This window comes from Vibrio sp. 1159, from assembly GCF_033340395.1.
Classification (GTDB): domain Bacteria; phylum Pseudomonadota; class Gammaproteobacteria; order Enterobacterales; family Vibrionaceae; genus Vibrio; species Vibrio alginolyticus.
In genome coordinates this window covers 162,974-187,054 of record NZ_JAWOWL010000001.1, presented here as the reverse complement: position 1 = coordinate 187,054, position 24,081 = coordinate 162,974, and the positions used below count along the sequence as shown (strand labels likewise).

Here is a 24,081-nt window from a genome sequence, read left to right as displayed (position 1 = left end):
CTCCGTAAATGAAACTGAGTCTACCGCCGGATTAACGGCCGTAGCCTTTCAGATTCGCTTTCTTCAACACAGAATCATACTGTTGAGACATCAGATGAGTCTGTACCTGTGCCATAAAGTCCATAATTACAACAACTACGATTAGTAGCGATGTACCGCCGAAGTAGAAACGTACGTTCCACGCGACCATCATGAACTCGGGAATCAGACAGATAAAGGTAATGTACAGTGCACCAGCAAGGGTTAGACGTGTCATTACTTTATCAATGTATTTCGCTGTCTGCTCACCTGGGCGGATACCGGGTACGAATGCACCAGACTTCTTCAAGTTATCTGCTGTTTCACGTGGGTTGAAAACCAACGCCGTGTAGAAGAAACAGAAGAAGATAATTGCTGCTGCATAAAGCATTACATACAACGGTTGACCTGGGCTAAGAGCCAAAGACACGTCAGTTAACCAACCGAACGCGCTGCTCTCACCGTTTTGACCAAACCACTGAGCCAATGTTCCTGGGAACAAGATAATACTTGATGCAAAAATCGCTGGAATTACACCTGCCATGTTAATTTTAAGAGGCAAGTGCGAGCTTTGCGCAGCAAATACTTTACGACCTTGTTGACGTTTCGCATAGTTAACGACGATTCGGCGTTGACCACGTTCCATGAAAACAACGAAGTAAATTACTGCAAAAGCTAATACCGCGATTAGCAACAGAAGAAGTACATGCAATTCACCTTGACGCGCTTGCTCGATTGTTTGACCGATTGCAGAAGGCAATCCAGCAACAATACCTGCAAAAATTAGTATCGAAATACCATTACCAATTCCGCGCTCTGTAATTTGTTCACCTAACCACATCAAGAACATGGTACCGGTTACTAAACTTACGGTAGCAATTAGCGTAAACATGGTTTGGTTGATAACAACCAGATTGTCGACCATGTTTGGTAGGCCAGTTGCAATACCTATAGCTTGGAAGGTTGCAAGTACAAGCGTGCCGTAGCGTGTGTATTGGCTTATCTTACGACGGCCTGCTTCACCCTCTTTTTTGAGTTCAGCTAACGCTGGATGAACTACAGTTAGCAATTGGACAACAATAGATGCCGAAATATACGGCATGATGCCCAATGCTAATATAGATGCACGCTCAAGAGCACCACCGGAGAACATGTTAAACATTTCAACGATGGTACCTTTTTGCTGTTCGAACAAATCGGCAAGTACAGCAGCGTCAATACCAGGAATCGGCACAAAAGAGCCGGCTCGGAATACTAAAAGTGCACCAATTACGAATAACAAGCGCGACTTTAGTTCACTTAAGCCGCTCTGAGCACTACGAAAATCTTGTCCTGGTTTCTTAGCCATCTGTACCTCGTTCCTCGAGATTATTCCTCGATTTTACCGCCTGCAGCTTCGATTGCAGCTTTAGCGCCTTTAGTCACACGTAGACCTTTAACAGTCACTGCTTTGTTGATTTCACCAGAAAGAACAACTTTTACAAATTCGATGTTCTTAGTGATGATGTTAGCAGCTTTAAGACTGTTTAGATCAACTACGTCACCAGAAACTTTCGCTAGCTCAGCTAGACGAACTTCAGCAGACACTAGGCTCTTACGAGAAGTGAAACCGAATTTTGGTAGACGTTGTTTCAGAGGCATCTGACCGCCTTCGAAACCTGGACGAACACTGCCGCCAGAACGTGATTTTTGACCTTTGTGACCACGGCCACCAGTTTTACCTAGGCCTGAACCGATACCACGACCTACTCGCTTCGCAGAAGTTTTCGCGCCAGCAGCCGGTGCTAGAGTATTCAAACGCATTCTGATTACTCCTCAACTTTAACCATGTAGTAAACCTTGTTGATCATACCGCGAATACACGGAGTATCTTCAAGTTCTACTGTGTGGTTGATTTTACGAAGACCTAGACCGCGCAAAGTAGCTTTGTGCTTTGGCAGACGACCAATTGAGCTTTTAGTTTGAGTTACTTTAATAGTTGCCATGGTGTTCTTACTCCGAAATAGATTCAACAGTTAGACCACGTTTAGCAGCAACCATTTCTGGTGACTTCATGCTACCTAGTGCATCGATCGTTGCACGAACGATGTTGATAGGGTTCGTAGAACCGTACGCTTTAGATAGTACGTTGTGTACACCAGCAACTTCTAGTACTGCACGCATCGCACCACCTGCGATAACACCAGTACCTTCTGCAGCAGGCTGCATGTAAACTTTAGAGCCCGAATGGCGACCTTTCACTGGGTGGTGAAGAGTGCCTTCGTTTAGAGCGATCGTAGTCATGTTACGACGCGCTTTTTCCATTGCTTTTTGAATCGCTGCAGGTACTTCACGAGCTTTGCCGTAACCGAAACCTACACGACCGTTACCGTCACCAACTACTGTTAGTGCAGTGAAGCTCATGATTCGACCACCTTTAACCGTTTTAGAAACACGGTTAACTGCGATTAGCTTTTCTTGCAAATCATTCGCTTGAACTTGTTGTTCTTTAGCCATCTTCCAACCCTACCTTAGAATTTCAGACCAGCTTCGCGAGCAGATTCTGCTAGCGCCGCTACTCGACCGTGGTATTGGAAACCAGAACGATCAAATGCAACTGCAGTTACGCCCTTCTCTAGAGCGCGCTCAGCAATAGCTTTACCCACTGCTTTAGCTGCATCAACGTTACCAGTGTATTTCACTTGCTCACGGATCGCTTTTTCTACAGTAGAAGCTGCTGCGATAACCTCAGAGCCGTTAGCCGCGATAACCTGTGCGTACACGTGACGAGGAGTACGGTGTACAACTAGGCGAGTCGCACCCAGTTCTGCAATCTTACGACGTGCACGTGTAGCACGACGGATGCGAGATGCTTTCTTATCCATAGTGTTACCTTACTTCTTCTTAGCTTCTTTAGTACGCACATTTTCATCTGCGTAACGAACACCTTTGCCTTTGTATGGCTCAGGCTCACGGTAAGAACGAATGTCAGCCGCAACTTGACCAACTAGCTGCTTGTCAGCACCAGTGATCACGATTTCAGTTTGGCTTGGACATTCAGCTTTAATACCCGCTGGCAACTCGTGCTCAACTGGGTGTGAGAAGCCTAGTGTTAGACCTACAGCGTTGCCTTTGATAGCAGCACGGTAACCTACACCTTTAAGAGTTAGCTTCTTAGTAAAGCCTTCAGTAACACCAACAACCATGTTGTTAACTAGAGCGCGAGCAGTACCTGCTTGAGCCCATGCGTTAGCAACACCTTCTTTAGGACCGAAAGTCAGGTTATTTTCTTCCTGAGCGATTACAACTGCGTTGTTAAGAACGCGAGTTAGTTCGCCTTTCGCACCTTTTACAGTGATTTCTTGGCCGTTTAGTTTCACCTCTACGCCAGCTGGAATAGCGACAGGTGCTTTTGCAACACGAGACATAGTCTACTCCTTATTAAGCTACGTAAGCGATGATTTCACCACCAAGACCTGCTTTACGTGCAGCGCGGTCTGACATAAGACCCTTGGAAGTAGAAACGATAGCAATACCAAGACCACCCATTACAGAAGGAAGTTCATCTTTCTTCTTGTAAACACGTAGACCTGGACGAGAAACACGTTTAAGTTGCTCGATTACTGGTTTAGCTTGGAAGTACTTAAGTGTAACTTCTAGCTCAGGTTTTGCTTCGCCTTCAACAGCGAAGTCAACGATGTAACCTTCAGCTTTTAGTAGTGCAGCAATTGCAACTTTAAGCTTTGAAGAAGGCATTTTTACAGCAACTTTGTTTGCTGCCTGACCGTTACGAACGCGGGTCAGCATATCCGAAATCGGATCTTGCATGCTCATATGATTTACTCCAAATGATTAAGTGGCAATTACCAGCTAGCCTTACGAAGACCCGGAATCTCGCCTTTCATGCAAGCTTCACGAACCTTAATACGGCTTAGACCGAACTTACGTAGGTAACCGTGTGGACGACCAGTTTGGTTGCAACGGTTGCGCTGACGTGATGCACTTGAATCACGTGGAAGAGATTGCAGTGTAAGAACCGCGTTCCAACGATCTTCTTCAGATGCGTTTACATCGCTGATGATAGCTTTTAGCGCTGCACGCTTTTCAGCGAACTTAGCTACTAGCTTCGCACGTTTTGCTTCACGTGCTTTCATTGAATTTTTAGCCATAACAGTAACCCTTCACCTTACTTACGGAATGGGAAGTTAAAGGCAGCCAGCAGAGCACGGCCTTCCTCATCAGTACCAGCAGACGTCGTAATAGTGATGTCTAGACCGCGTACTCGATCAACTTTATCAAAGTCGATTTCCGGGAAGATGATTTGCTCGCGAACGCCCATGCTGTAGTTACCGCGACCGTCAAAAGACTTAGCGCTAACACCACGGAAGTCACGTACACGTGGAAGAGCGATGTTAATTAAACGCTCAAGAAAATCCCACATACGTTCGCCACGCAAGGTTACTTTACAACCGATAGGGTAGCCTTCACGGATTTTGAAACCTGCAACAGATTTGCGCGCTTTTGTGATAAGTGGCTTTTGACCAGAGATCGTTGCCATATCAGACGCTGCATTTTCTAGCAGTTTCTTATCGTTGATTGCTTCACCAACACCCATGTTTAGGGTGATTTTCTCGATTCTAGGGACTTGCATGACGCTTGTGTAACCGAACTGTTTGGTCAGTTCAGCGACTACAGACGACTTGTAGTAATCATGCAGTTTCGCCATAGTAGAACTCCAAATTACTTCTATTAGTTAGAAACGGTTTCGCCGTTAGACTTGAAGAAACGAACTTTTTTGCCGTCTTCAAAACGGAAACCGATACGGTCAGCTTTACCAGTAGCTGCGTTAAAGATAGCCACGTTAGAAACGTCGATAGCTGCTTCTTGCTCTACGATACCGCCTTGGATACCCATAGCTGGAACAGGTTTCTGATGTTTCTTAACTAGGTTGATACCTTCAACGATAACTTTACCAGTTGCTAGAACCTTAGTTACTTTACCTTTCTTGCCTTTGTCTTTACCAGCAAGAACGATTACTTCGTCATTACGACGGATTTTAGCTGCCATTTCTACGTGCTCCTTACAGAACTTCTGGAGCCAGTGAAACGATCTTCATGAACTTATCGCCACGAAGTTCGCGTGTCACAGGACCAAAGATACGTGTACCGATTGGTTGCTCAGTATTGTCGTTTAGCAATACGCAAGCATTTCGGTCGAAGCGAATGACAGAACCGTCAGGACGACGTACGCCTTTACGGGTGCGCACTACCACCGCCTTCAGAACATCACCTTTTTTAACTTTACCGCGAGGGATTGCTTCCTTCACAGTAACTTTGATGACGTCACCGATATGTGCATAACGGCGGTGAGAGCCACCCAGAACCTTAATACACATTACGCTGCGTGCGCCTGAGTTATCAGCTGCGTCCAGCATACTTTGCATTTGGATCATGTTAGTGCTCCGCTAAATATTAATAACTAGACCCATCACGGGTCGGGCTGCCTCTTTAAAAGGGACGCGAATTGTACCACCCTTTTTTGTGATTGGGTAGTCAAAAAATAAACGGCTCCAAAAATATTTTGGAGCCGCTTTAGTTTCATAGAATTAACGAGATTAAATCTTCGCCTTTTCTAGAACTTTTACCAAAGTCCAAGACTTAGTCTTAGACAGTGGACGACACTCTGCGATTTCAACTGTGTCGCCTAGGCCACACTCGTTGTTCTCGTCATGTGCGTGTACTTTAGTCGTACGTTTTACGTATTTACCGTAGATTGGGTGTTTTACGAAACGTTCGATAGCAACAGTGATAGACTTGTCCATCTTGTCGCTAACAACACGACCTTGTTGAGTACGTTTTACTTCGCTCATTATGCGCCTGCCTTCTCAGTCAAAACAGTTTTCACACGTGCGATATCACGGCGTACAGCTTTCAGAGTATGAGTTTGCTGTAGTTGACCAGTCGCAGCTTGCATGCGCAAGTTGAACTGTTCGCGTAGCAAATTCATTAGCTCAGCGTTAAGCTCTTCAACGCTTTTCTCGCGTAGATCTTGTGCTTTCATCACATCACCTGCTTAGTTACAAATGTAGTTTTGAAAGGCAGTTTACGTGCCGCAAGACGGAACGCTTCACGTGCCAATTCTTCAGGTACACCACCCATTTCGTACATAACCTTACCAGGTTGGATTTGGGCTACCCAGTACTCAACGTTACCTTTACCCTTACCTTGACGAACTTCAAGTGGTTTTTCTGTGATTGGTTTGTCTGGGAACACACGGATCCAGATTTTACCTTGACGCTTAACGTGACGTGTCATTGCACGACGTGCCGCTTCGATTTGACGAGCAGTTAGACGACCACGGCCAACAGCTTTAAGACCGAATTCGCCGAAGCTTACATCAGTACCTTTAGCTAGACCACGGTTACGACCAGTCTGAACCTTACGGAACTTAGTACGTTTAGGTTGTAGCATCTGTCGACTCCTTACTTACGGCCTTTACGCTGCTTCTTAGGCTTGTCGCCTTTAGGCTCTACAGCGTTAGCTGCTGGCATACCACCTAGGATTTCACCTTTGAAGATCCAAGTTTTAATGCCGATCACACCGTATTGAGTGTGAGCCGAAGAAGTTGCGTAATCAATGTCAGCACGTAGAGTGTGTAGAGGCACACGGCCTTCACGGTACCACTCTGAACGTGCGATTTCAGCGCCGCCTAGACGACCGCTTACTTCCACTTTGATACCTTTAGCGCCTAGGCGCATTGCGTTTTGTACTGCGCGCTTCATAGCACGACGGAACATAACACGACGCTCTAGCTGAGACGCGATGCTGTCACCAACAAGTTGCGCATCTAGTTCAGGCTTACGTACTTCAGCGATGTTAATTTGCGCTGGTACACCTGCAATTTTAGCTACAGCTGCGCGTAGCTTCTCAACGTCTTCACCTTTCTTACCGATAACAACGCCTGGACGAGCAGTGTGAATAGTCACACGGATGCTCTTAGCAGGACGCTCGATAACGATACGTGATAGAGACGCTTTTTTCAGTTCACTTGTAAGGAACTGACGTACCTTGAAGTCGCCGTCTAGGTTGTCAGCGAAATCTTTGGTGTTAGCAAACCATGTAGCATTCCAAGGCTTAACGATGCCTAGACGAATACCATTTGGATGTACTTTTTGACCCATTGCTTACTCTCCTAGTCTCTAGCGATCTGCTACAACAACAGTGATGTGGCTTGAACGCTTCAAGATACGATCCGCACGACCTTTAGCACGAGGCATAATACGCTTCATGGTTGGGCCTTCATCTACAAAGATTTTTGCGACATTCAGATCGTCAATATCTGCACCTTCGTTGTGCTCCGCGTTAGCGATAGCAGACTCTAGAACTTTCTTAACTAGTGCAGCAGCTTTTTTGTTGCTGAACGTTAGGATTTCTAGAGCTTGGTCAACAGATTTACCACGGATTAGATCCGCAACTAAGCGAGCTTTCTGAGGCGAAATGCGAGCAAAGTTATGTTTAGCAATTGCTTCCATTATCTACTCCTTAGCGCTTCTTAGCTTTCTTATCCGCAGCGTGACCGCGGTAAGTGCGTGTTGGTGCGAATTCACCCAGTTTGTGACCGATCATTTCATCAGTTACAAATACTGGTACGTGCTGACGACCATTATGGACAGCGATGGTCAAACCGATCATCGTAGGGATGATCATTGAACGACGGGACCAAGTCTTAATAGGCTTTTTGTCTCCGCTTTCCACCGCTTTCTCTACCTTCTTCAGCAAGTGTAGGTCAATAAAAGGACCTTTCTTGAGAGAACGTGGCATGGCGATTCCTCTTTATATAGATTACTTGTTACGACGACGTACGATGTACTTGTCAGTGCGTTTGTTCTTACGAGTCTTGAAGCCTTTAGTAGGCATACCCCAAGGAGATACTGGGTGACGACCACCAGAAGTACGGCCTTCACCACCACCATGTGGGTGGTCAATCGGGTTCATTACAACACCACGAACCGTTGGACGGATACCGCGATGACGTGATGCACCTGCTTTACCAAGTTCACGTAGCATGTGCTCAGAGTTACCAACTTCACCGATTGTTGCACGGCCTTCAGAAAGAACTTTGCGCATCTCGCCAGAACGTAGACGGATAGTTACGTACGCACCGTCGCGAGCAACGATTTGAGCGTAAGCACCAGCCGAACGAGCTAGCTGACCACCTTTACCAGGCTTAAGTTCAACGTTATGTACTGTTGAACCTACTGGGATATTACGCATTGGTAGAGTGTTACCAGCTTTGATTGGTGCATCAACACCAGACTGAATAACATCACCAGCTACAACACCTTTAGGTGCTAGGATGTAGCGACGCTCACCGTCTTTGTAAAGAACTAGAGCAATGTTTGCGCTACGGTTTGGATCGTATTCAAGACGCTCAACTGTCGCTGGAATACCATCTTTAGTACGTTTGAAGTCAACTACACGGTAGTGGTGCTTGTGACCACCGCCGATGTGACGTACTGTGATACGACCCTTGTTGTTACGACCACCGTTCTTAGAGTTTTTCTCTAGAAGAGGTGCGTATGGCTTGCCCTTGTGTAGGTCAGCGTTAACAACTTTAACAACGTGACGACGACCAGGGGAAGTCGGCTTACATTTAACAATAGCCATTTTTAACTACTCCTGTTATTCCGCGCCGCCAACGAAGTCAAGATCTTGACCTTCTTTCAAAGTAACGTACGCTTTCTTAACGTCGCTGCGGCGACCTTGGCGTAGACCTTGACGTTTGGTCTTACCCTTAGTGATAAGAGTATTTACAGACTTAACTTCAACTTCAAATAGCTTTTCTACAGCTGCTTTGATCTCTTTTTTAGTCGCATCTTTAGCTACTTTGAAAACGATAGTGTTCGCTTTCTCAGCTGCCATAGTTGCTTTTTCAGAGATGTGCGGTGCACGTAGAACTTTTAGGATACGCTCTTCAGTGATCATGCTAGCATTTCCTCTACTTGCTTAACTGCTTCTGCAGTCATTACAACTTTGTCAAACGCGATTAGAGATACTGGATCGATACCAGCAACATCACGTGCGTCAACTTTGTATAGGTTACGAGCAGCTAGGAATAGATTCTCATCTACTTCGCTAGTCACGATTAGAGCGTCAGTTAGCTCAAGCTCTTTAAGCTTAGCAACTAGCTCTTTAGTCTTTGGTGCTTCAACTGAGAAGTTATCAACAACGATTAGACGCTCTTGACGAACAAGCTCAGAAAGAATGCTCTTCATAGCACCACGGTACATTTTTTTGTTTACTTTTTGGCTGTGATCTTGTGGTTTCGCAGCAAAAGTAACACCACCTGTACGCCAGATTGGGCTACGGATTGTACCAGCACGCGCACGGCCAGTACCTTTTTGACGCCATGGCTTAGCGCCACCGCCAGAAACTTCTGAACGTGTTTTTTGAGCACGAGTACCTTGACGAGCACCTGCTGCGTACGCAACAACTACTTGGTGTACAAGAGCTTCGTTAAACTCACGTCCGAAAGTAGTTTCGGAAACAGTTAGTGCATCGGCACCTTTAACCATTAGTTCCATTACTTACTCCTGAGACGTTATGCTTTAACAGCTGGTTTAACGATCACGTTGCCGCCAGTTGCGCCTGGGACTGCACCTTTAATAAGAAGCAGGTTGCGCTCAGCGTCAACACGTACGATCTCTAGGTTTTGAGTCGTTACACGCTCAGCACCCATGTGACCTGCCATTTTCTTGCCTTTAAATACGCGACCTGGAGTCTGACATTGACCGATAGAACCAGGAGCACGGTGAGACAATGAGTTACCGTGAGTCATATCTTGAGTACGGAAGTTCCAACGCTTAACAGCGCCTTGGAAACCTTTACCCTTAGATGTACCAGTAACGTCTACTTTCTTAGTTTCGTTGAATAGTTCAACAGTTAGTTCTGAACCAACTTCGAACTCTTCGCCGTTTTCTAAACGGAATTCCCAAAGACCGCGACCAGCTTCAACGCCAGCTTTAGCAAAGTGACCTGCTTCAGCTTTGTTTACACGGTTAGCTTTCTTAGAACCAGCTGTAACCTGGATTGCTGCGTAGCCGTCAGTTTCAAGAGTTTTCACTTGAGAAACACGGTTAGCTTCAACCTCAACAACTGTTACTGGGATAGAAACGCCTTCTTCAGTAAATACGCGGGTCATGCCCACTTTACGACCGATTAGACCAATCATACTTCTAATCTCCCTTAACCTAGGCTAATTTGAACGTCAACGCCCGCAGCAAGGTCTAGACGCATTAGAGCATCAACAGTCTTGTCTGTTGGCTCAACGATGTCGATTAGACGCTTGTGAGTACGGATTTCGTACTGGTCACGTGCTTTCTTGTTAACGTGTGGAGAGATAAGAACTGTGAAACGCTCTTTACGAGTTGGCAGTGGGATTGGACCACGAACCTGTGCGCCAGTGCGCTTAGCTGTTTCAACGATTTCCGCTGTAGAAGCATCGATTAGTTTGTAATCGAAAGCTTTTAGGCGGATACGGATACGTTGGTTCTGCATGAGACAGAGCTCCAAATTTAATAAATTACACAAACAATATCGCCACTCAAACTCGTCAAGACGAGAGAATGCCGATTGATTTATGTGAAACCGTAGCATCCAAGATTAGGACGCATTGTCAGTTAATTTTCGATTAACTATCCCTATATGCCAAAGTCACCTTTGAGGATAGTTTTTCCGAAGAAAAGATAGCTAATTGTATTAACCGCGAACATAAGCTGAGTATACATTACCTCACAAATCCTTAGATTTGCTCGCTCCTCACTGCTCATTGGTTCACAACTGGCTTAACCAGTGCGCTGCATTATACAGTTCACACTTTAGGTTGCAAGCACTGAGTGAAAAATAATCGGGAATATTTCAAACCCTATACATCCCTCTTCGCTTGGTAACCATTAAAGTAAATTACCACCTTCTAAAGAAGGTGGCTTTGTGTGAGCCCCCTAAAAGGGGGCCTTTGTTTAGTCCAGCGCCAATTGCTGCTGCTCTACTCGCTCTTGCTTCTCTTGATGTCTTACATATCGGCGTATTATTTCTTCATTGATTCCAACACTATCGACAAAATAGCCTCTTTGCCAAAAGTGATTACCCCAAAGCCTGTTCTTCCTAAGGTGAGGAAACTTGATTGTATCTACTCATGTTATTTGTCCTCTTTGACTTCTGGAAAAATCAAAGATGCATTTAGCATGAGTAGATTTACAGGCAAAGCCGAGGCGGATGATAACCACCTACTGAAGTAGGTGGTTTAGGGCTGAAAACAAAAAGGACGCCGAAGCGTCCTTTTCTAAACTGTAATCGTAATAGCGGCTGCTATTATTTCTTACCGCTTGATAGTGCACCGAAACGCTTGTTGAAGCGATCAACACGGCCGCCTGTATCAACGATACGTTGCTTACCAGTGTAGAATGGGTGACACTTGTCACATACGTCTAGGTGGATAGACTCTTTACCTAGAGTAGAGTTGAACTCAAAAGAGTTGCCGCAAGAACAAGTCGCTTTTACTGCTTTGTATTCTGGGTGGATACCAGCTTTCATGGGATAACCTCAATAGTAGGCCGTGTCGCTATACGAATCTAAGCCGCACACCACACGCAATTAATAATAAAATGGGATACCGCATCAACTAATTGCCGAAGCCATATCTCAAGGCGCGATATAGTAAAGAATCACATTGCTCGGATCAACACATTTGACAACTTTTTCGCCACTTTTTTAGCCAGACTAATCATAGAGGCACGATTCACGCTGAATCATATTGCTTTACTCGAATTTCCATACCGATTTTAATAGACTCTCATTTCCTTTCCCTCTTTTTAATAGCTAAAAATTTATGCGCCCAACCATTGCTAGAGTGGCATTACCCGTTCCGCTCGACAAACAATTTGATTACGCCATTCCGGGGCACCTGTTTCCGATCATTGGCGGGCGCGTATCCGTACCTTTTGGACGTCAAACGTTAGTTGGCATCGTCACCGCAATGGTAAACCACTCCGACTTTCCTAAAGATCAGCTTAAGCCAATCAAAGCGGTATTAGACTCCCAACCGATATGGCCAGAGACGCTTTATTCTCTGCTAAATTGGTGCAGCCAGTTCTACCAATACCCACTTGGAGATACGCTACACAATGCGATGCCAGCAGCTCTACGTAAAGGAAAGCCTGCAGATTTTGCGACGCTACAAGAGTGGCAAATTACCGAATCCGGTAAAGACAAGCTGATGCAAGGGCTTGATCGTCGGGCCGTGAAGCAACAAAAAGTTCTGCAAATCCTGGTAGACGGAGCCGTACCGCACCAAGAATTTGTAGAGCAAGAGATCGCCTCAACAGTGCTGAAATCGGTCGAAGAGAAAGGTTGGATTGAGCGAATTGAGAAAATGCCAACGATTTCAAACTGGCCTCAGCAAGTCGAAAACGACGTCGACAAACCCAAACTTAACCATGAGCAGGCGTTAGCCATCGCCAGCGTCAATAGCCAAAGTGGTTTTGCCTGCTATTTATTAGAGGGCGTAACAGGTTCTGGTAAGACCGAGGTTTACCTCAATCTGATCAAGCCAGTGTTGGAAAAAGGACGACAAGCGTTAGTTCTGGTGCCAGAGATAGGCCTGACACCACAAACTATCAACCGCTTTAAGCACCGCTTTAACGTGCCGGTTGATGTTATCCACTCAGGATTGAATGATACCGAACGTTTAAACGCTTGGTTATCGGCTCGTGATAAAGCGGCTGGAATTATCATCGGGACACGCTCCGCCCTACTGACGCCATTTGCCGATCTCGGCATTATTATTGTCGACGAAGAACACGACTCTTCATATAAACAACAAGACAGTTTGCGCTACCACGCTCGTGATGTTGCTGTAATGCGTGCGCACAAAGAGCAAGTGCCTATTGTGTTGGGTTCTGCGACTCCGGCTCTTGAAACGCTGCACAATGCGTTGACGGGTAAATATCATCACCTGACACTAACTCAGCGTGCAGGCTCAGCGGTGCCGACCACCAATAAAGTACTCGACGTAAAAGGTCAGTATTTAGAAAGTGGATTGTCTGCGCCACTGATTGCCGAAATGCGTAAACACCTAAAAGCGGGCAATCAGGTGATGCTGTTTCTTAACCGCCGAGGTTTCTCCCCAGCCCTAATGTGTCATGAATGTGGCTGGATAGCCGAGTGTAAGCGCTGTGATGCCTACTACACCTTTCATCAATACAGTAACGAAATACGCTGCCATCATTGCGGATCTCAGCAACCTGTAATTCATCAGTGTCAGGGATGTGGTTCCACTCAGTTAGTAACAGTCGGTGTCGGCACAGAGCAGTTAGAGCATCAATTGATGCAACTCTTCCCAGAATACAAAGCCATTCGTATCGACAGAGACAGCACCCGCCGCAAGGGCAGCTTAGAAGATGCCCTTGAATCGATTCGTAAAGGTGAGTTCCAGATTTTAATTGGTACCCAGATGCTTGCTAAAGGACACCACTTCCCCAACGTAACGCTGGTTGCCTTGTTGGATGTGGATGGCTCTTTATACAGCAGTGATTTCCGGGCATCTGAACGCCTCGCGCAGCTTTTTATTCAGGTTGCGGGGCGGGCTGGTCGTGCGAGTAAGCCTGGAGAAGTAATTTTGCAGACTCACCACCCCGAGCACAGTTTGTTACAAGCACTGCTGCAAAAAGATTACCGCCACTTTGCCATGACCGCATTAGAGGAGCGGAAATTAGCGCAACTGCCTCCCTACAGTTACCTGACTCTATTTAAAGCAGAGGCAAACCAAAGTGAGGTAGTCGAAGACTTCCTGCGCCAAGTTCGTTTTACGCTGGAGTCTCACCCACTGTTTGACGACACTTGTATGGTACTTGGCCCGACCCCCTCACCTTTGGCTAAACGGGCGGGCAAATATCGCTGGCAACTCTTGCTGCAAACCCAACACCGGTCATTAATGCAAAAGTTATTAACCAGTGCCAAACCTGCTATTGAGTTGTTACCTAATGCCAAGAAAGTACGTTGGAATTTAGACATAGAACCACAGGATCTCAGCTAGCAAACGTTTAGCTATGTAATGAATTACCTTTTAATGTGATACATATCACGTTGTCATTGTGGATTTTGTTAAACAGACCGTAACTTTCGCTATAGAAATGAATAGACTATCCCAATTAGTAAAGTCTTAAGTGCTTTGCAGAAAAAGACTTTAAATGAACACCATAGCGATTCCCCAAATTTGAAGTGTTGTTCTGGTAATAAAGACGTACTTTACTCGGCAAATAAACACCAGAAATGTGATGGTAAAGTGCGAATTTATCTGTACTCAATAACAGTAATTTCACTACAGGGAATAACGTCACCTTGGCGAACAATTTGAGAGGTTAAAAAACTATGGCGACAATGAAGGATGTTGCCCAGCTTGCGGGAGTGTCTACCGCGACGGTATCTCGAGCATTAATGAATCCGGAGAAAGTCTCCTCTTCAACCAGAAAAAGAGTTGAAGACGCGGTACTCGAAGCAGGTTATTCACCAAATTCATTAGCGCGTAATTTACGACGAAACGAATCGAAAACCATTGTTACGATCGTTCCTGACATCTGCGACCCTTACTTTTCCGAAATCATCCGTGGTATCGAAGATGCAGCGATGGAGCACGGCTACCTGGTTTTACTTGGAGACAGTGGCCAGCAGAAGAAACGCGAAAGCTCATTCGTAAACTTGGTATTTACAAAGCAAGCAGACGGGATGCTGCTACTTGGTACTGACTTACCGTTTGATGTGAGTAAGCCAGAGCAGAAAAACCTGCCACCAATGGTCATGGCGTGTGAATTTGCGCCTGAGCTGGAACTGCCAACCGTTCATATCGATAACCTGACTTCTGCCTTTGAAGCGGTCAATTATCTGACTCAGCTTGGCCACAAACGTATTGCGCAAATTTCAGGTCCTGATACCGCGGTATTGTGCCAATTCCGTCAGCAAGGCTACCAGCAAGCGCTGCGTCGTGCAGGGATCAATAAAGACCCACAATACAGTATTGTCACCGAGTTCTCTTTTGACGGCGGAGCAAAAGCAGTGCGTAAACTGCTGGAACTAGCGGAACCACCAACCGCGATTTTCTGCCACTGTGACACGATGGCAATCGGCGCCATTCAAGAAGCGAAAAAACTCGGCTTCCGTGTACCACAAGATCTATCGGTCGTAGGTTTTGATGACATCAATTTCGCGCAGTACTGTGATCCACCGTTAACGACTATCTCTCAGCCTCGCTACGAGATTGGCCGACAAGCGATGCTAATGATGTTAGAGCTTTTAAAAGGCCACGATGTGCATTCTGGATCTCGTCTTCTGGAGACTAACCTGATTGTGCGCGGAAGTGCGGCGCCTCCTCAGCGAGCGTAAGCTTTTCTCGCTAAGAGCAGTTAAGTTTCTGTCCATTAAAAGCAGCACTCATTTGGTGCTGCTTTTTTATATGTATCTATCAAGATTAGAGAAACAGGGTGTTTTCTCAACTCGTTCTGGATTAACATATTTGGAAGAATTCTTGATGACCAGAAATGACCGTGGCAAACAAAGATTATGTAAGAAGGGGGCGTGGTACCCCAAAAAAGTCGACAAAAAAACAGCCTTCAAGAAAGAAACCTTGGCGTAGTGGTCTACTGGCAATCGTGCTAGTGGGTGGTTTTGGCTATGGGCTATATTTGCTAAACAATGATCCAGAGCCCCAGCCACAAGTTGTGCAGCAATCAACGGCTCCAGTCAGCAAGCCTAAGGCAAAGACAGATTTACCTCCCCCACCCGAAGAAAAATGGGAATACGTAGAATCTCTCCCAAATCGCGAAGTGGAAGTGGTCGCCAAAGAGATTCAAGTCTCGAAAATCCCTTACATCATGCAGTGTGGCGCTTATAAGACCCAGGCACAGGCAGAAGAGCGTAAGCTCGCCATCGCTTTCCAGGGCTTAACCAGCAAAATTGTTAAGAAAGAAGGCAGCTCTTGGTACCGGATTATTCTAGGCCCATACAAATTTAAGCGCGATGCAGAGAAAGATCGCCATAAATTGCAACGCGCTAAAATCGAGCCGTGTGCGATTTGGAAAGAGAATTTCTAGCGATAAAGTACAACCTGGGGCCAGTTTAATCGGCCCTAGGTCACTAGAAACCTACTCCACCGAAACCCCATCCTTTAATTTCCCCTTGAATCCCCTTTTCCTATCCCCCATATACAATATTACTTCCAAAGAGAAATAATTAAGAGGTCGACTGTGACTACCATTGTATCTGTACGTCGAAATAATAAAGTCGTCATCGCGGGTGATGGCCAGGTATCTCTAGGCAATACCGTAATGAAAGGTAACGCGCGTAAAGTTCGCCGCCTTTACAACAATAAAGTACTGGCTGGTTTTGCCGGCGGTACTGCGGACGCCTTCACCCTTTTCGAGCGCTTCGAAAGCAAACTGCAAATGCACCAAGGCCATTTGACCAAAGCCGCTGTAGAGCTGGCGAAAGACTGGCGTAGTGATCGCGCGCTTCGTAAGCTAGAAGCACTACTTGCTGTTGCAGACGAAACTGCATCTTTAATTATCACCGGTAATGGTGATGTGGTTCAGCCAGAAAATGACTTGATTGCGATCGGTTCTGGTGGTGCATACGCACAAGCAGCAGCAACGGCACTGTTAGAGAACACAGATCTGGATGCTCGTGAAATCGCAGAAAAAGCATTGAACATTGCGGGCGATATTTGTGTATTCACCAACCACAATCACACTGTAGAAGAGCTAGAATCAACTGCAGAGCTGGCCGCTCCAGCCGAGTAATCGTAACGAAGTAAGGAAAGAATATGTCTGAAATGACCCCTCGCGAAATCGTTCATGAACTGAACCGCCATATTATTGGTCAAGACAAAGCAAAACGTTCGGTTGCGATTGCTCTTCGTAACCGCTGGCGTCGTATGCAGCTTGAAGAAAGCCTACGTGTCGAAGTTACACCTAAAAACATCCTAATGATCGGTCCAACTGGTGTTGGTAAAACTGAAATTGCACGCCGCCTCGCGAAGCTTGCAAATGCGCCGTTCATTAAAGTAGAAGCGACTAAATTCACTGAAGTAGGTTACGTTGGTAAAGAAGTAGAAACCATCATCCGTGATCTTACCGATGTTGCAGTGAAGCTCACTCATCAACAAGCGATGGAAAAAGTAAAATTCCGCGCTGAAGAGCAAGCTGAAGAGCGTATTCTTGATGCACTACTGCCACCAGCTCGTGACAGCTGGGGACAAGCAGAACAGAGCGATGATAGCTCACACACTCGCCAGATTTTCCGTAAAAAATTACGTGAAGGTCAGCTGGACGATAAAGAGATTGAAATCGATGTCGCCGCGCCGCAAATGGGTGTCGAGATCATGGCGCCTCCTGGTATGGAAGAGATGACCAACCAACTTCAAGGTATGTTCCAGAACCTAGCGGGCGATACCAAGAAGAAGCGCAAGCTGAAAATCAAAGATGCGATGAAAGCCCTTGCCGAGGAAGAAGCAGCGAAGCTTGTGAACCAGGAAGAGCTGAAAGAAGCAGCGATTTACAACGTTGAAAACAACGGTATCGTCTTCATTGATGAGATCGACAAGATCTGTAAACGTGGTGAAAGCTCTGGCCCTGACGTTTCTCGTGAAGGTGTTCAGCGTGACCTGCTACCTCTGATTGAAGGCAGCACTGTTTCAACCAAACACGGCATGGTAAAAACAGACCATATCTTGTTTGTGGCTTCTGGTGCATTCCAGGTCGCGAAGCCTTCTGACCTTATCCCAGAGCTGCAAGGCCGTTTGCCAATTCGTGTTGAACTTGAAGCACTAAGCAGTAACGACTTCAAACGTATTCTGACCGAACCTAAAGCGTCATTGACTGAGCAATACATCGCGTTGATGAAGACAGAAGATGTAGACATTGAATTTACTGAAGACGGTATCACGCGAATTGCTGAAGCCGCATGGACAGTAAATGAAACCACCGAAAACATCGGTGCTCGTCGTCTGCATACCGTTATGGAACGTCTGATGGACGAAATCTCTTACGATGCAGCAGAGCAATCTGGCGCTAAGTTTGTGATTGACGCTGCCTACGTGCAAGCTCGTCTGGGCGATACAATTGAAGATGAAGATCTAAGCCGCTTTATTCTTTAATAAGCACGCTAATCAACAAAGCCCAGAGATTTCACTCTCTGGGCTTTTTAGTTCTGCGGAGACAATTCAACATCAGTGTATTTGTGCAATCGCCGGCACTCGTGCTTGAAATGCTATTCTCATACTTCAAAATCCAGAACCTCGCTTTTCAACCAACCCTTAACTTCCTGACTCTCTTTGACTTGCTTTAGGTCAATAGCGCATCTGCTTCTTTATGCTTATACTGGACACATCGGTTACTAGCACGAAATATCCATGAAACAATCTCTACAGATCTGGCTCGACGCCGCTCGTCCCAAAACATTACCACTGGCATTAGTCTCTATTCTTACTGGTAGTGTGCTTGCGTATGCTGCGGGTCAATTTTCTCTGCCTATTTCCTTGATGGCGTTTATCACCGCGACTCTGTTACAGATCCTTTCCAATCTGGCCAACGATTATGGCGACGCAGTAAAAGGAACCGACAATGAAAAACGCCTTGGTCCACTGCGTGCTTTACAGTCTGGCGCGGTAACTAAAGAGCAAATGAAGCAGGCAATTGGCTTCAACATCGTGCTAACCGTCATTTCCGGCCTGATCTTAGTGTTTTACTCTTTGAGCTCTCTTGAAAGTATTCTCACCTTCATCGGATTGGGTATTCTTGCCATCCTCGCCGCCATCGCCTACACAATGGGCAGCAAACCGTACGGTTATGTCGGACTGGGTGATATTTCTGTCTTTCTGTTTTTTGGCTTGCTTGGCGTATCCGGTACCTATTTCCTGCATACCGGACATGTCGATACCACCCTATTCTTACCCGCTTTAGGGTGCGGCTTACTGGCCGTCGCCGTTCTTAATATCAATAACATGCGTGATATTGATAACGACCGTGAGTGTGGAAAACGGACCGTAGCCGTGCGCTTAGGACAACAGAAAGCCAAGCAGTACCATTTCATCTTATTAGGTGGTGCTATTCTCGCTTTCGCTGTTTACCTGCTTATTCAGGACAAACCGGTTTGGATCAGTCTGCCATTCTTATTAAGCATTTATTTTGTCGCCCATCATGGCAAAGCCGTTTGGGAAACCGAAAAGCCTGCACAGATCGCACCTATGATGCCAGTGATCGTAAAATGCTCGCTGGTTACCAACGTTTTATTTGCAACAATTGTGGTAGCTCAAACTCTGGTAAGTTAAAAAAGGATTGTCATTGCATTGACTTAATGCCCAGATATACTCAAAGACAACCAGTTTCTGTTTAGAAAGGTACGCTATGGAATACAATACCTCAGCACTCTGTGATATTTACCTCGAGCAGGTAGATGTGGTTGAACCAATGTTCAGTAATTTTGGCGGTCGCGCTTCCTTTGCCGGACAAATCACCACCATCAAGTGTTTTGAAGACAATTCTCTGATCCGTGAAACGTTAGAGCAAGATGGCTTAGGTCGCGTGCTGCTAATTGACGGCGGTGGTTCCTTACGCAAAGCCCTTGTCGACGCAGAAATCGCAACCATCGCAGAAGAAAATGAGTGGGAAGGCATTGTCGTATACGGCTGCGTTCGTGAAGTCGACGAACTGGAAGATATGAACCTTGGCATTCAGGCTCTCGCCTCTATTCCTGTCGGCGCATCTAGCCAGGGTATAGGTGAACTCGACGTACCGGTGAACTTTGGCGGCGTTAGCTTTCTACCAGAAGACTACATTTACGCGGACAGCACTGGCATCATTCTGTCTCCAGAACCGCTCAATATCGACCTAGAACTGGACGAGGAAGTTGAGGAAGAAGAGTTAGAGGAACAAGATCCTAGGCTTTAGCGCTTTTCCCTACACCAAATACACAAACACCCGCTTATAGCGGGTGTTTTCAATTCTGGACAGAAAAGTAGAATTATTCCACTTCTTCCATTTTGCCAAGTAGTGCACGAATGCGCTCTTGCCACTGCGCGTGCTCTTGCTGTGCTTGCTCAGCTTTTTGCTCAAGCTCTTCACGTTGCGTGCGAAGCTCGTTTGCTTGTGCTTCTAGCTTTACTTTATCTTCTTTCAGCTCTTCAACTTCCATTTGAAGAAGAGTGATTGTGTCAACTGCAGTTTGAATTTTAGATTCTAGTTGTGCTAATACTTCAAAAGACATCTTGGCCTACCTATGTTGTTCCGTTGGGATGATGCACGAGACAGGCGCGCACCTTACCTATATGAGGTTCATTCTACTCAGCGTTGCGACGAGAAACACTCACTATATTCGATATTTTGCATCATTCGGTTAAAAAACCGGCGCAATCTCACTAAATGCTGACTTTTCTGATCACCGAAGCATTTTTGAGCAAGGTATTTGCCTCTCGCCACGAGAAAAACGCACTCAGTATTGATCAAATTCAACTTAACCAAAGTAAAAGCTCGGCAAAAACGCAAACGTTTAACACTCGTTATGGTAAAATCGCCGCGCAAATTCTTCTTCCCTCTTGCTTACTTGGAGACATCATGAAACGTGATTTAGCAATGGCATTTTCCCGTGTTACTGAAGGTGCAGCACTGGCTGGTTATAAATGGCTTGGTCGCGGCGATAAAAACGCAGCGGACGGTGCAGCCGTTGAGGTTATGCGCACACTACTGAACAAAACAGAAATCAGCGGTGAAATTGTTATTGGCGAAGGTGAAATCGATGATGCACCAATGCTGTACATCGGTGAGCAAGTGGGTATTGGTGGCGATGAAGTCGATATTGCAGTCGATCCTATCGAAGGCACACGCATGACGGCCATGGGTCAATCAAATGCTTTAGCGGTTCTCGCGGCCGGTGAAAAAGGCAGCTTCCTTAAAGCACCTGACATGTACATGGAAAAACTCGTGGTTGGCCCAGGTGCAAAAGGCGTTATCGATTTGGAGAAGCCTCTAAAAGAAAACCTAGAGAACATCGCCAAGGCCCTGAACAAAACTCTAGACACTTTAGTTGTGATCACGCTGGCTAAGCCTCGTCACGACAAAGTGATCGCAGAAATGCAGGCAATGGGCGTACGTGTATTTGCTGTGCCAGACGGTGACGTGGCTGCTTCAATCCTGACTTGTATGCCAGACAGCGAAGTCGACGTCATGTACTGCATTGGCGGCGCACCAGAAGGCGTAGTTTCTGCGGCGGTCATTCGTGCACTAGATGGTGACATGCTTGGCCGTCTACTTCCTCGTCATGAAGTAAAAGGTAATACAGAAGAAAACCGCATCTACGGCGCAGCAGAACTAAAACGCTGTGAAGAGATGGGTGTGAAAGCAAACGTCGTGTTGAAACTGGAAGACATGGCATGCAGCGACAACGTTGTTTTCTCCGCGACAGGCATCACCAAAGGTGATCTGTTAGAAGGCATTACTCGCCAGGGCAATATCGCGACAACAGAAACCTTACTCATTCGTGGTCGCTGCCGCACCATCCGTCGCATCAAGTCGATCCATTACTTAGAGCGTAAAGACCAAGAAGTGCGCGATATTATTCTTTAATAAATATCAGAGATTTTAGGGCCTGGATAAACGGCCCTAGAATCTCGCTTATCTCACCAAAACTAAGTCAACACTTTTCTTTACAAAACCTATCGCGCATAATATGTCATGACATATAAATGGTGGGAATATGAAAACCGTAGATAGGATATTGCAAATCGTTAAGCGTGACGGCTCTGTCACGGCAAAACTACTCTCTTCTGAACTTGGAATGACCACCATGGGTGCTCGCCAGCATCTGCAAGGTTTAGAAGATGATGGCATCCTGTCTATCTACGACGTCAAAGTCAAAGTCGGTCGCCCGACCAGACACTGGGCTCTCACTCAAAAAGGCCATGAGCAATTTGCCGACCGCCATGGTGAACTCACCGTACAATTCATCGAAGCGGTCGAACACATCTTTGGTAAAGATGGCCTCGAGAAAGTGACCTCTGAACGCGAAAAGCTCACGTTACAAAACTATCGCCTACATCTTGAGCAATGTGACACGCTGGAAAGCAAATTGAAAACGCTCGTCTCATTACGAGAACAAGAAGGCTACATGGCAGAACTAGAGCAAGATGAGCACGGTTTTATCTTAATTGAGAACCACTGCCCTATTTGTAAAGCTGCTACACGTTGTCCTAGTCTCTGCCAGTCAGAGCTAAGTGTGTTCCAAGCACTACTTGGCGATGAAACTCGTGTGGAACGCACTGAGCATATCATTAGCGGCCAGCGACGTTGCGTATACCGTATTCAAGCGTAGGTAATGATTAGAAACACGCTGCTCCTGCCTACAACTCACCTATGAAAATGCTCTCTTATATCTGAGACTACAGAGTCATTTCGCCGTTCTCCCCTTCTCCGTGATATACGCTTTTAATATCGAAGTGTAACTATCCGTATGGATTGGGAGACAAACGATGGCCAATCTGCGTACTCACAAACCGCAACCTCTGCCCTCTTTCGACGAACTGATGCAAATGGCACAAGATGACCCGGAAGCTTTTGAGCAATTCCGACAAGATAAGGCCCGCGAAATGATAGAAGGCGCATCGAAAAGCATGCAGCCACGACTTTGGGCGCAGCAGAGCCATATAGACAGAGTGATCAACAACTGTAAAAACCCAAATCATGTCAACGTGGTATTGATGAATGAACTACAGAAACAAGTGATGAAGTTCAGAGAAGCGTTGCAAGGAACACCACAACCTGAAAAGACACGTAATGTGGTTCAATTCAGGTCAATGAGGGACAATGACGATTATTGTTGATGACTCTCGGATCCTGTAATAATCGCCCTTAAACTTACCAATACGCTCACTCGTCGTCCTAGCGAGCAGCATCATTTATCCAACCGGATCAGGACCGTACTTATTAGGGCCTTTCGTTCCTTTTAATAAACCACATTCAACCAAAATCCATACGCCACAAATTAAAGATATAGAAGCAATGAACAGTTGCGGCGTAGCCGACTCTTGTGAAACTGGACTCGTCATTGGTGTAGCGAGTCGGCCCAAAACCAAAGGAATATTCAGCGCTAACCAATAAATCGATTTATCACGGTCATGCCAGCGCTTTGTGGTAATTGCGAGATCAGGAATAAGCATGACCAAGAGAAAAATAGGCAGCAGAAGGTGAGAAAAAGCCGGAAACAGCTGATTGATACCCACACCAAAACCTAAGATAGAAACGTAATAGATAATGTTCCATATCCAAAACGTTTTACGCCCGATGCGTCCTCGAAAAGAAAACAGTAGCTCTTTAGTCAACATTCACAATTACCCCGAAAATAAAAACTCTAGATTAGCCGAGCCCGTTCACTTTAGGAAGGAACAACGTAAAACTAAAGACACGAGAAACAAGCTGTTTCTATCAATTCACTACTTTTTGAAAACTCTCCACATCCATATCGCGAATGTTCACCGTTAAGCTATGAACATGGCTGGCTTGCTCTTGAAGTACAACCATTAAGTCTCGGGATAACGCACGTTTTTGTTCTGACGTTCTCCCTGCCAGTAACTCAAAGTTTACATGGATAAAATCCAGACTGTCGCCTTCTTCACCTATTAGCCAGTTATGACAGCGGAGTGTTCTTGACTTCACTGATGCCAATTCAAAAAGCCCGCAATCCAACGCTGCTCTATGTAAATCTTCTAGTAAACCTTGAACGTTGACGCGCTCTTCCACTGAGTTCGAATACTCTAAAACCAAATTTGGCATTTTGATTCCTTTCTACAACATTAAAATCCAGTGCGTAGTAATACCAATCCAAGCTGCAATTTCCGAGGAATGAACTATCATTCTGTCTACGTGATCACCAATCGATTGCTTTTGATAAAACTGACAGAAACAAGTGCTACGCTGACCAGATGTACAAAGCCGAACAAGACATGATACCAATCATGATCTGTTCAAATTATTCTGTTATATTCTTTCGT

Annotated in this window: 36 protein-coding genes and 1 pseudogene; 10 read left to right on the top strand and 27 right to left on the bottom strand. The window is 45.8% G+C overall.

Annotated features, from left to right (window positions below):
* Positions 1 to 31 precede the first annotated feature (31 nt).
* The 24 genes and pseudogenes from secY to rpmE form a co-directional block, all read right to left on the bottom strand.
* Positions 32 to 1,366 (bottom strand): preprotein translocase subunit SecY, encoded by a 1,335-nt coding sequence (secY, locus tag R7127_RS00920; protein ID WP_005379562.1) that lies wholly within the window; start codon positions 1,364 to 1,366, stop codon positions 32 to 34.
* Between the two features lie 20 nt (positions 1,367 to 1,386).
* Positions 1,387 to 1,821: a 50S ribosomal protein L15 gene (rplO, locus tag R7127_RS00915; protein ID WP_005383155.1), complete on the bottom strand. Its 435-nt coding sequence runs from the start codon at positions 1,819 to 1,821 to the stop codon at positions 1,387 to 1,389.
* Positions 1,822 to 1,826: 5 nt separating this feature from the next.
* Positions 1,827 to 2,003: a 50S ribosomal protein L30 gene (gene rpmD / locus R7127_RS00910; RefSeq protein WP_005379565.1), complete on the bottom strand. Its 177-nt coding sequence runs from the start codon at positions 2,001 to 2,003 to the stop codon at positions 1,827 to 1,829.
* 7 nt (positions 2,004 to 2,010) lie between these two features.
* Positions 2,011 to 2,514: a 30S ribosomal protein S5 gene (gene rpsE / locus R7127_RS00905; protein WP_004745894.1), complete on the bottom strand. Its 504-nt coding sequence runs from the start codon at positions 2,512 to 2,514 to the stop codon at positions 2,011 to 2,013.
* A 14-nt stretch (positions 2,515 to 2,528) separates the two neighbouring features.
* Positions 2,529 to 2,882 (bottom strand): 50S ribosomal protein L18, encoded by a 354-nt coding sequence (gene rplR / locus R7127_RS00900; RefSeq protein WP_005379568.1) that lies wholly within the window; start codon positions 2,880 to 2,882, stop codon positions 2,529 to 2,531.
* Between the two features lie 9 nt (positions 2,883 to 2,891).
* Positions 2,892 to 3,425 (bottom strand): 50S ribosomal protein L6, encoded by a 534-nt coding sequence (rplF, locus tag R7127_RS00895; protein WP_005379570.1) that lies wholly within the window; start codon positions 3,423 to 3,425, stop codon positions 2,892 to 2,894.
* Positions 3,426 to 3,438: 13 nt separating this feature from the next.
* On the bottom strand, positions 3,439 to 3,831 hold the full coding sequence (gene rpsH / locus R7127_RS00890; RefSeq protein WP_005379572.1) for a 30S ribosomal protein S8: 393 nt from the start codon (positions 3,829 to 3,831) through the stop codon (positions 3,439 to 3,441).
* A 29-nt stretch (positions 3,832 to 3,860) separates the two neighbouring features.
* The gene (gene rpsN / locus R7127_RS00885; RefSeq protein WP_004410442.1) at positions 3,861 to 4,166 is read right to left on the bottom strand and encodes a 30S ribosomal protein S14; all 306 of its coding nucleotides are present in this window, start codon (positions 4,164 to 4,166) and stop codon (positions 3,861 to 3,863) included.
* Between the two features lie 17 nt (positions 4,167 to 4,183).
* Positions 4,184 to 4,723, bottom strand: coding sequence for a 50S ribosomal protein L5 (rplE, locus tag R7127_RS00880; RefSeq protein ID WP_005379573.1), 540 nt, complete (start codon positions 4,721 to 4,723; stop codon positions 4,184 to 4,186).
* A 23-nt stretch (positions 4,724 to 4,746) separates the two neighbouring features.
* Positions 4,747 to 5,064: a 50S ribosomal protein L24 gene (gene rplX / locus R7127_RS00875; RefSeq protein WP_005379574.1), complete on the bottom strand. Its 318-nt coding sequence runs from the start codon at positions 5,062 to 5,064 to the stop codon at positions 4,747 to 4,749.
* Between the two features lie 13 nt (positions 5,065 to 5,077).
* Positions 5,078 to 5,449, bottom strand: coding sequence for a 50S ribosomal protein L14 (rplN, locus tag R7127_RS00870; RefSeq protein ID WP_004410450.1), 372 nt, complete (start codon positions 5,447 to 5,449; stop codon positions 5,078 to 5,080).
* 162 nt (positions 5,450 to 5,611) lie between these two features.
* Positions 5,612 to 5,866: a 30S ribosomal protein S17 gene (gene rpsQ / locus R7127_RS00865; RefSeq protein WP_005379575.1), complete on the bottom strand. Its 255-nt coding sequence runs from the start codon at positions 5,864 to 5,866 to the stop codon at positions 5,612 to 5,614.
* Positions 5,866 to 6,057, bottom strand: a complete 192-nt coding sequence (gene rpmC, locus R7127_RS00860) for a 50S ribosomal protein L29 (RefSeq protein WP_005379576.1) — start codon at positions 6,055 to 6,057, stop codon at positions 5,866 to 5,868. Before rpmC ends, rpsQ begins: the two co-directional genes overlap by 1 nt.
* The gene (rplP, locus tag R7127_RS00855) at positions 6,057 to 6,467 is read right to left on the bottom strand and encodes a 50S ribosomal protein L16 (RefSeq protein ID WP_005379577.1); all 411 of its coding nucleotides are present in this window, start codon (positions 6,465 to 6,467) and stop codon (positions 6,057 to 6,059) included. Before rplP ends, rpmC begins: the two co-directional genes overlap by 1 nt.
* An 11-nt stretch (positions 6,468 to 6,478) precedes the next feature.
* The gene (gene rpsC / locus R7127_RS00850) at positions 6,479 to 7,177 is read right to left on the bottom strand and encodes a 30S ribosomal protein S3 (protein WP_005383161.1); all 699 of its coding nucleotides are present in this window, start codon (positions 7,175 to 7,177) and stop codon (positions 6,479 to 6,481) included.
* Positions 7,178 to 7,195: 18 nt separating this feature from the next.
* Positions 7,196 to 7,528, bottom strand: coding sequence for a 50S ribosomal protein L22 (gene rplV / locus R7127_RS00845; protein WP_005383164.1), 333 nt, complete (start codon positions 7,526 to 7,528; stop codon positions 7,196 to 7,198).
* 10 nt (positions 7,529 to 7,538) lie between these two features.
* Positions 7,539 to 7,817, bottom strand: coding sequence for a 30S ribosomal protein S19 (gene rpsS, locus R7127_RS00840; protein WP_004394525.1), 279 nt, complete (start codon positions 7,815 to 7,817; stop codon positions 7,539 to 7,541).
* 21 nt (positions 7,818 to 7,838) lie between these two features.
* On the bottom strand, positions 7,839 to 8,663 hold the full coding sequence (rplB, locus tag R7127_RS00835; RefSeq protein ID WP_005383168.1) for a 50S ribosomal protein L2: 825 nt from the start codon (positions 8,661 to 8,663) through the stop codon (positions 7,839 to 7,841).
* A gap of 15 nt (positions 8,664 to 8,678) precedes the next feature.
* Positions 8,679 to 8,981: a 50S ribosomal protein L23 gene (gene rplW, locus R7127_RS00830; RefSeq protein WP_004398471.1), complete on the bottom strand. Its 303-nt coding sequence runs from the start codon at positions 8,979 to 8,981 to the stop codon at positions 8,679 to 8,681.
* Entirely contained in the window at positions 8,978 to 9,580 is a 603-nt protein-coding gene (gene rplD / locus R7127_RS00825; protein WP_005379556.1) for a 50S ribosomal protein L4, read from the bottom strand. Before rplD ends, rplW begins: the two co-directional genes overlap by 4 nt.
* A gap of 17 nt (positions 9,581 to 9,597) precedes the next feature.
* Positions 9,598 to 10,227, bottom strand: a complete 630-nt coding sequence (gene rplC, locus R7127_RS00820; RefSeq protein WP_005379555.1) for a 50S ribosomal protein L3 — start codon at positions 10,225 to 10,227, stop codon at positions 9,598 to 9,600.
* 14 nt (positions 10,228 to 10,241) lie between these two features.
* A complete protein-coding gene (gene rpsJ, locus R7127_RS00815) occupies positions 10,242 to 10,553 on the bottom strand; it encodes a 30S ribosomal protein S10 (RefSeq protein WP_004410492.1) in 312 nt (103 codons plus the stop codon).
* Positions 10,554 to 11,014: 461 nt separating this feature from the next.
* Positions 11,015 to 11,176 (bottom strand): annotated as a pseudogene (locus R7127_RS00810) (transposase); the annotation flags it as partial.
* A 190-nt stretch (positions 11,177 to 11,366) separates the two neighbouring features.
* Positions 11,367 to 11,588 carry a 50S ribosomal protein L31 gene (gene rpmE / locus R7127_RS00805; RefSeq protein ID WP_005379546.1) on the bottom strand — a complete coding sequence of 74 codons (222 nt, stop codon included), beginning with the start codon at positions 11,586 to 11,588 and terminating at the stop codon, positions 11,367 to 11,369.
* A 295-nt stretch (positions 11,589 to 11,883) separates the two neighbouring features.
* On the opposite strand from rpmE, the gene priA reads away from it, so the two are divergent.
* From priA to rraA, 7 genes are all read left to right on the top strand, one after another.
* Entirely contained in the window at positions 11,884 to 14,088 is a 2,205-nt protein-coding gene (gene priA, locus R7127_RS00800; protein WP_253644120.1) for a primosomal protein N', read from the top strand.
* 335 nt (positions 14,089 to 14,423) lie between these two features.
* Entirely contained in the window at positions 14,424 to 15,431 is a 1,008-nt protein-coding gene (gene cytR, locus R7127_RS00795; protein ID WP_014230660.1) for a DNA-binding transcriptional regulator CytR, read from the top strand.
* A 161-nt stretch (positions 15,432 to 15,592) separates the two neighbouring features.
* Positions 15,593 to 16,138 carry an SPOR domain-containing protein gene (locus R7127_RS00790; protein ID WP_014230659.1) on the top strand — a complete coding sequence of 182 codons (546 nt, stop codon included), beginning with the start codon at positions 15,593 to 15,595 and terminating at the stop codon, positions 16,136 to 16,138.
* Positions 16,139 to 16,291: 153 nt separating this feature from the next.
* Positions 16,292 to 16,843, top strand: coding sequence for an ATP-dependent protease subunit HslV (hslV, locus tag R7127_RS00785; protein ID WP_014230658.1), 552 nt, complete (start codon positions 16,292 to 16,294; stop codon positions 16,841 to 16,843).
* A gap of 23 nt (positions 16,844 to 16,866) precedes the next feature.
* Entirely contained in the window at positions 16,867 to 18,198 is a 1,332-nt protein-coding gene (gene hslU, locus R7127_RS00780; protein ID WP_014230657.1) for an HslU--HslV peptidase ATPase subunit, read from the top strand.
* Between the two features lie 255 nt (positions 18,199 to 18,453).
* Positions 18,454 to 19,371 carry a 1,4-dihydroxy-2-naphthoate polyprenyltransferase gene (locus tag R7127_RS00775; protein ID WP_014230656.1) on the top strand — a complete coding sequence of 306 codons (918 nt, stop codon included), beginning with the start codon at positions 18,454 to 18,456 and terminating at the stop codon, positions 19,369 to 19,371.
* A 76-nt stretch (positions 19,372 to 19,447) separates the two neighbouring features.
* The gene (gene rraA / locus R7127_RS00770; protein ID WP_014230655.1) at positions 19,448 to 19,990 is read left to right on the top strand and encodes a ribonuclease E activity regulator RraA; all 543 of its coding nucleotides are present in this window, start codon (positions 19,448 to 19,450) and stop codon (positions 19,988 to 19,990) included.
* 73 nt (positions 19,991 to 20,063) lie between these two features.
* Here the strand turns inward: rraA and zapB are convergent, their stop codons facing one another.
* On the bottom strand, positions 20,064 to 20,306 hold the full coding sequence (zapB, locus tag R7127_RS00765; RefSeq protein WP_014230654.1) for a cell division protein ZapB: 243 nt from the start codon (positions 20,304 to 20,306) through the stop codon (positions 20,064 to 20,066).
* A gap of 347 nt (positions 20,307 to 20,653) precedes the next feature.
* Here zapB and glpX point away from each other — a divergent pair, with 347 nt between their 5' ends.
* From glpX to R7127_RS00750, 3 genes are all read left to right on the top strand, one after another.
* Positions 20,654 to 21,661 (top strand): class II fructose-bisphosphatase, encoded by a 1,008-nt coding sequence (gene glpX, locus R7127_RS00760; RefSeq protein WP_025532746.1) that lies wholly within the window; start codon positions 20,654 to 20,656, stop codon positions 21,659 to 21,661.
* Between the two features lie 130 nt (positions 21,662 to 21,791).
* Positions 21,792 to 22,406 carry a helix-turn-helix transcriptional regulator gene (locus R7127_RS00755; RefSeq protein ID WP_025532745.1) on the top strand — a complete coding sequence of 205 codons (615 nt, stop codon included), beginning with the start codon at positions 21,792 to 21,794 and terminating at the stop codon, positions 22,404 to 22,406.
* Between the two features lie 157 nt (positions 22,407 to 22,563).
* Complete coding sequence (locus tag R7127_RS00750) at positions 22,564 to 22,914, top strand: DUF3135 domain-containing protein (protein ID WP_025532744.1); 351 nt, start codon at positions 22,564 to 22,566, stop codon at positions 22,912 to 22,914.
* Positions 22,915 to 22,989: 75 nt separating this feature from the next.
* Here the strand turns inward: R7127_RS00750 and R7127_RS00745 are convergent, their stop codons facing one another.
* Positions 22,990 to 23,415, bottom strand: a complete 426-nt coding sequence (locus tag R7127_RS00745) for a DUF805 domain-containing protein (RefSeq protein WP_025532743.1) — start codon at positions 23,413 to 23,415, stop codon at positions 22,990 to 22,992.
* A 100-nt stretch (positions 23,416 to 23,515) separates the two neighbouring features.
* Entirely contained in the window at positions 23,516 to 23,863 is a 348-nt protein-coding gene (locus R7127_RS00740) for a 5-carboxymethyl-2-hydroxymuconate Delta-isomerase (protein WP_025532742.1), read from the bottom strand.
* Between the last annotated feature and the right edge of the window lie 218 nt (positions 23,864 to 24,081).

Coding starts and splice junctions, on each gene's coding strand:
- rplV (WP_005383164.1), bottom strand. CDS start 7,528: ATGGAAGCAATTGCTAAACATAACTTTGCTCGCATTTCGCCTCAGAAA.
- priA (WP_253644120.1), top strand. CDS start 11,884: ATGCGCCCAACCATTGCTAGAGTGGCATTACCCGTTCCGCTCGACAAA.
- rpmC (WP_005379576.1), bottom strand. CDS start 6,057: ATGAAAGCACAAGATCTACGCGAGAAAAGCGTTGAAGAGCTTAACGCT.
- R7127_RS00755 (WP_025532745.1), top strand. CDS start 21,792: ATGAAAACCGTAGATAGGATATTGCAAATCGTTAAGCGTGACGGCTCT.
- rplB (WP_005383168.1), bottom strand. CDS start 8,663: ATGGCTATTGTTAAATGTAAGCCGACTTCCCCTGGTCGTCGTCACGTT.
- hslU (WP_014230657.1), top strand. CDS start 16,867: ATGTCTGAAATGACCCCTCGCGAAATCGTTCATGAACTGAACCGCCAT.
- rpsJ (WP_004410492.1), bottom strand. CDS start 10,553: ATGCAGAACCAACGTATCCGTATCCGCCTAAAAGCTTTCGATTACAAA.
- rraA (WP_014230655.1), top strand. CDS start 19,448: ATGGAATACAATACCTCAGCACTCTGTGATATTTACCTCGAGCAGGTA.
- rplW (WP_004398471.1), bottom strand. CDS start 8,981: ATGATCACTGAAGAGCGTATCCTAAAAGTTCTACGTGCACCGCACATC.
- R7127_RS00750 (WP_025532744.1), top strand. CDS start 22,564: ATGGCCAATCTGCGTACTCACAAACCGCAACCTCTGCCCTCTTTCGAC.
- secY (WP_005379562.1), bottom strand. CDS start 1,366: ATGGCTAAGAAACCAGGACAAGATTTTCGTAGTGCTCAGAGCGGCTTA.
- R7127_RS00775 (WP_014230656.1), top strand. CDS start 18,454: ATGAAACAATCTCTACAGATCTGGCTCGACGCCGCTCGTCCCAAAACA.
- rplE (WP_005379573.1), bottom strand. CDS start 4,723: ATGGCGAAACTGCATGATTACTACAAGTCGTCTGTAGTCGCTGAACTG.
- rpsH (WP_005379572.1), bottom strand. CDS start 3,831: ATGAGCATGCAAGATCCGATTTCGGATATGCTGACCCGCGTTCGTAAC.
- rpsN (WP_004410442.1), bottom strand. CDS start 4,166: ATGGCTAAAAATTCAATGAAAGCACGTGAAGCAAAACGTGCGAAGCTA.
- rplO (WP_005383155.1), bottom strand. CDS start 1,821: ATGCGTTTGAATACTCTAGCACCGGCTGCTGGCGCGAAAACTTCTGCG.
- R7127_RS00745 (WP_025532743.1), bottom strand. CDS start 23,415: ATGTTGACTAAAGAGCTACTGTTTTCTTTTCGAGGACGCATCGGGCGT.
- rplD (WP_005379556.1), bottom strand. CDS start 9,580: ATGGAACTAATGGTTAAAGGTGCCGATGCACTAACTGTTTCCGAAACT.
- rpsC (WP_005383161.1), bottom strand. CDS start 7,177: ATGGGTCAAAAAGTACATCCAAATGGTATTCGTCTAGGCATCGTTAAG.
- rplR (WP_005379568.1), bottom strand. CDS start 2,882: ATGGATAAGAAAGCATCTCGCATCCGTCGTGCTACACGTGCACGTCGT.
- rpmD (WP_005379565.1), bottom strand. CDS start 2,003: ATGGCAACTATTAAAGTAACTCAAACTAAAAGCTCAATTGGTCGTCTG.
- R7127_RS00740 (WP_025532742.1), bottom strand. CDS start 23,863: ATGCCAAATTTGGTTTTAGAGTATTCGAACTCAGTGGAAGAGCGCGTC.
- rpmE (WP_005379546.1), bottom strand. CDS start 11,588: ATGAAAGCTGGTATCCACCCAGAATACAAAGCAGTAAAAGCGACTTGT.
- rplN (WP_004410450.1), bottom strand. CDS start 5,449: ATGATCCAAATGCAAAGTATGCTGGACGCAGCTGATAACTCAGGCGCA.
- zapB (WP_014230654.1), bottom strand. CDS start 20,306: ATGTCTTTTGAAGTATTAGCACAACTAGAATCTAAAATTCAAACTGCA.
- rpsQ (WP_005379575.1), bottom strand. CDS start 5,866: ATGAGCGAAGTAAAACGTACTCAACAAGGTCGTGTTGTTAGCGACAAG.
- glpX (WP_025532746.1), top strand. CDS start 20,654: ATGAAACGTGATTTAGCAATGGCATTTTCCCGTGTTACTGAAGGTGCA.
- rplP (WP_005379577.1), bottom strand. CDS start 6,467: ATGCTACAACCTAAACGTACTAAGTTCCGTAAGGTTCAGACTGGTCGT.
- rplX (WP_005379574.1), bottom strand. CDS start 5,064: ATGGCAGCTAAAATCCGTCGTAATGACGAAGTAATCGTTCTTGCTGGT.
- cytR (WP_014230660.1), top strand. CDS start 14,424: ATGGCGACAATGAAGGATGTTGCCCAGCTTGCGGGAGTGTCTACCGCG.
- rpsS (WP_004394525.1), bottom strand. CDS start 7,817: ATGCCACGTTCTCTCAAGAAAGGTCCTTTTATTGACCTACACTTGCTG.
- rpsE (WP_004745894.1), bottom strand. CDS start 2,514: ATGGCTAAAGAACAACAAGTTCAAGCGAATGATTTGCAAGAAAAGCTA.
- rplC (WP_005379555.1), bottom strand. CDS start 10,227: ATGATTGGTCTAATCGGTCGTAAAGTGGGCATGACCCGCGTATTTACT.
- rplF (WP_005379570.1), bottom strand. CDS start 3,425: ATGTCTCGTGTTGCAAAAGCACCTGTCGCTATTCCAGCTGGCGTAGAG.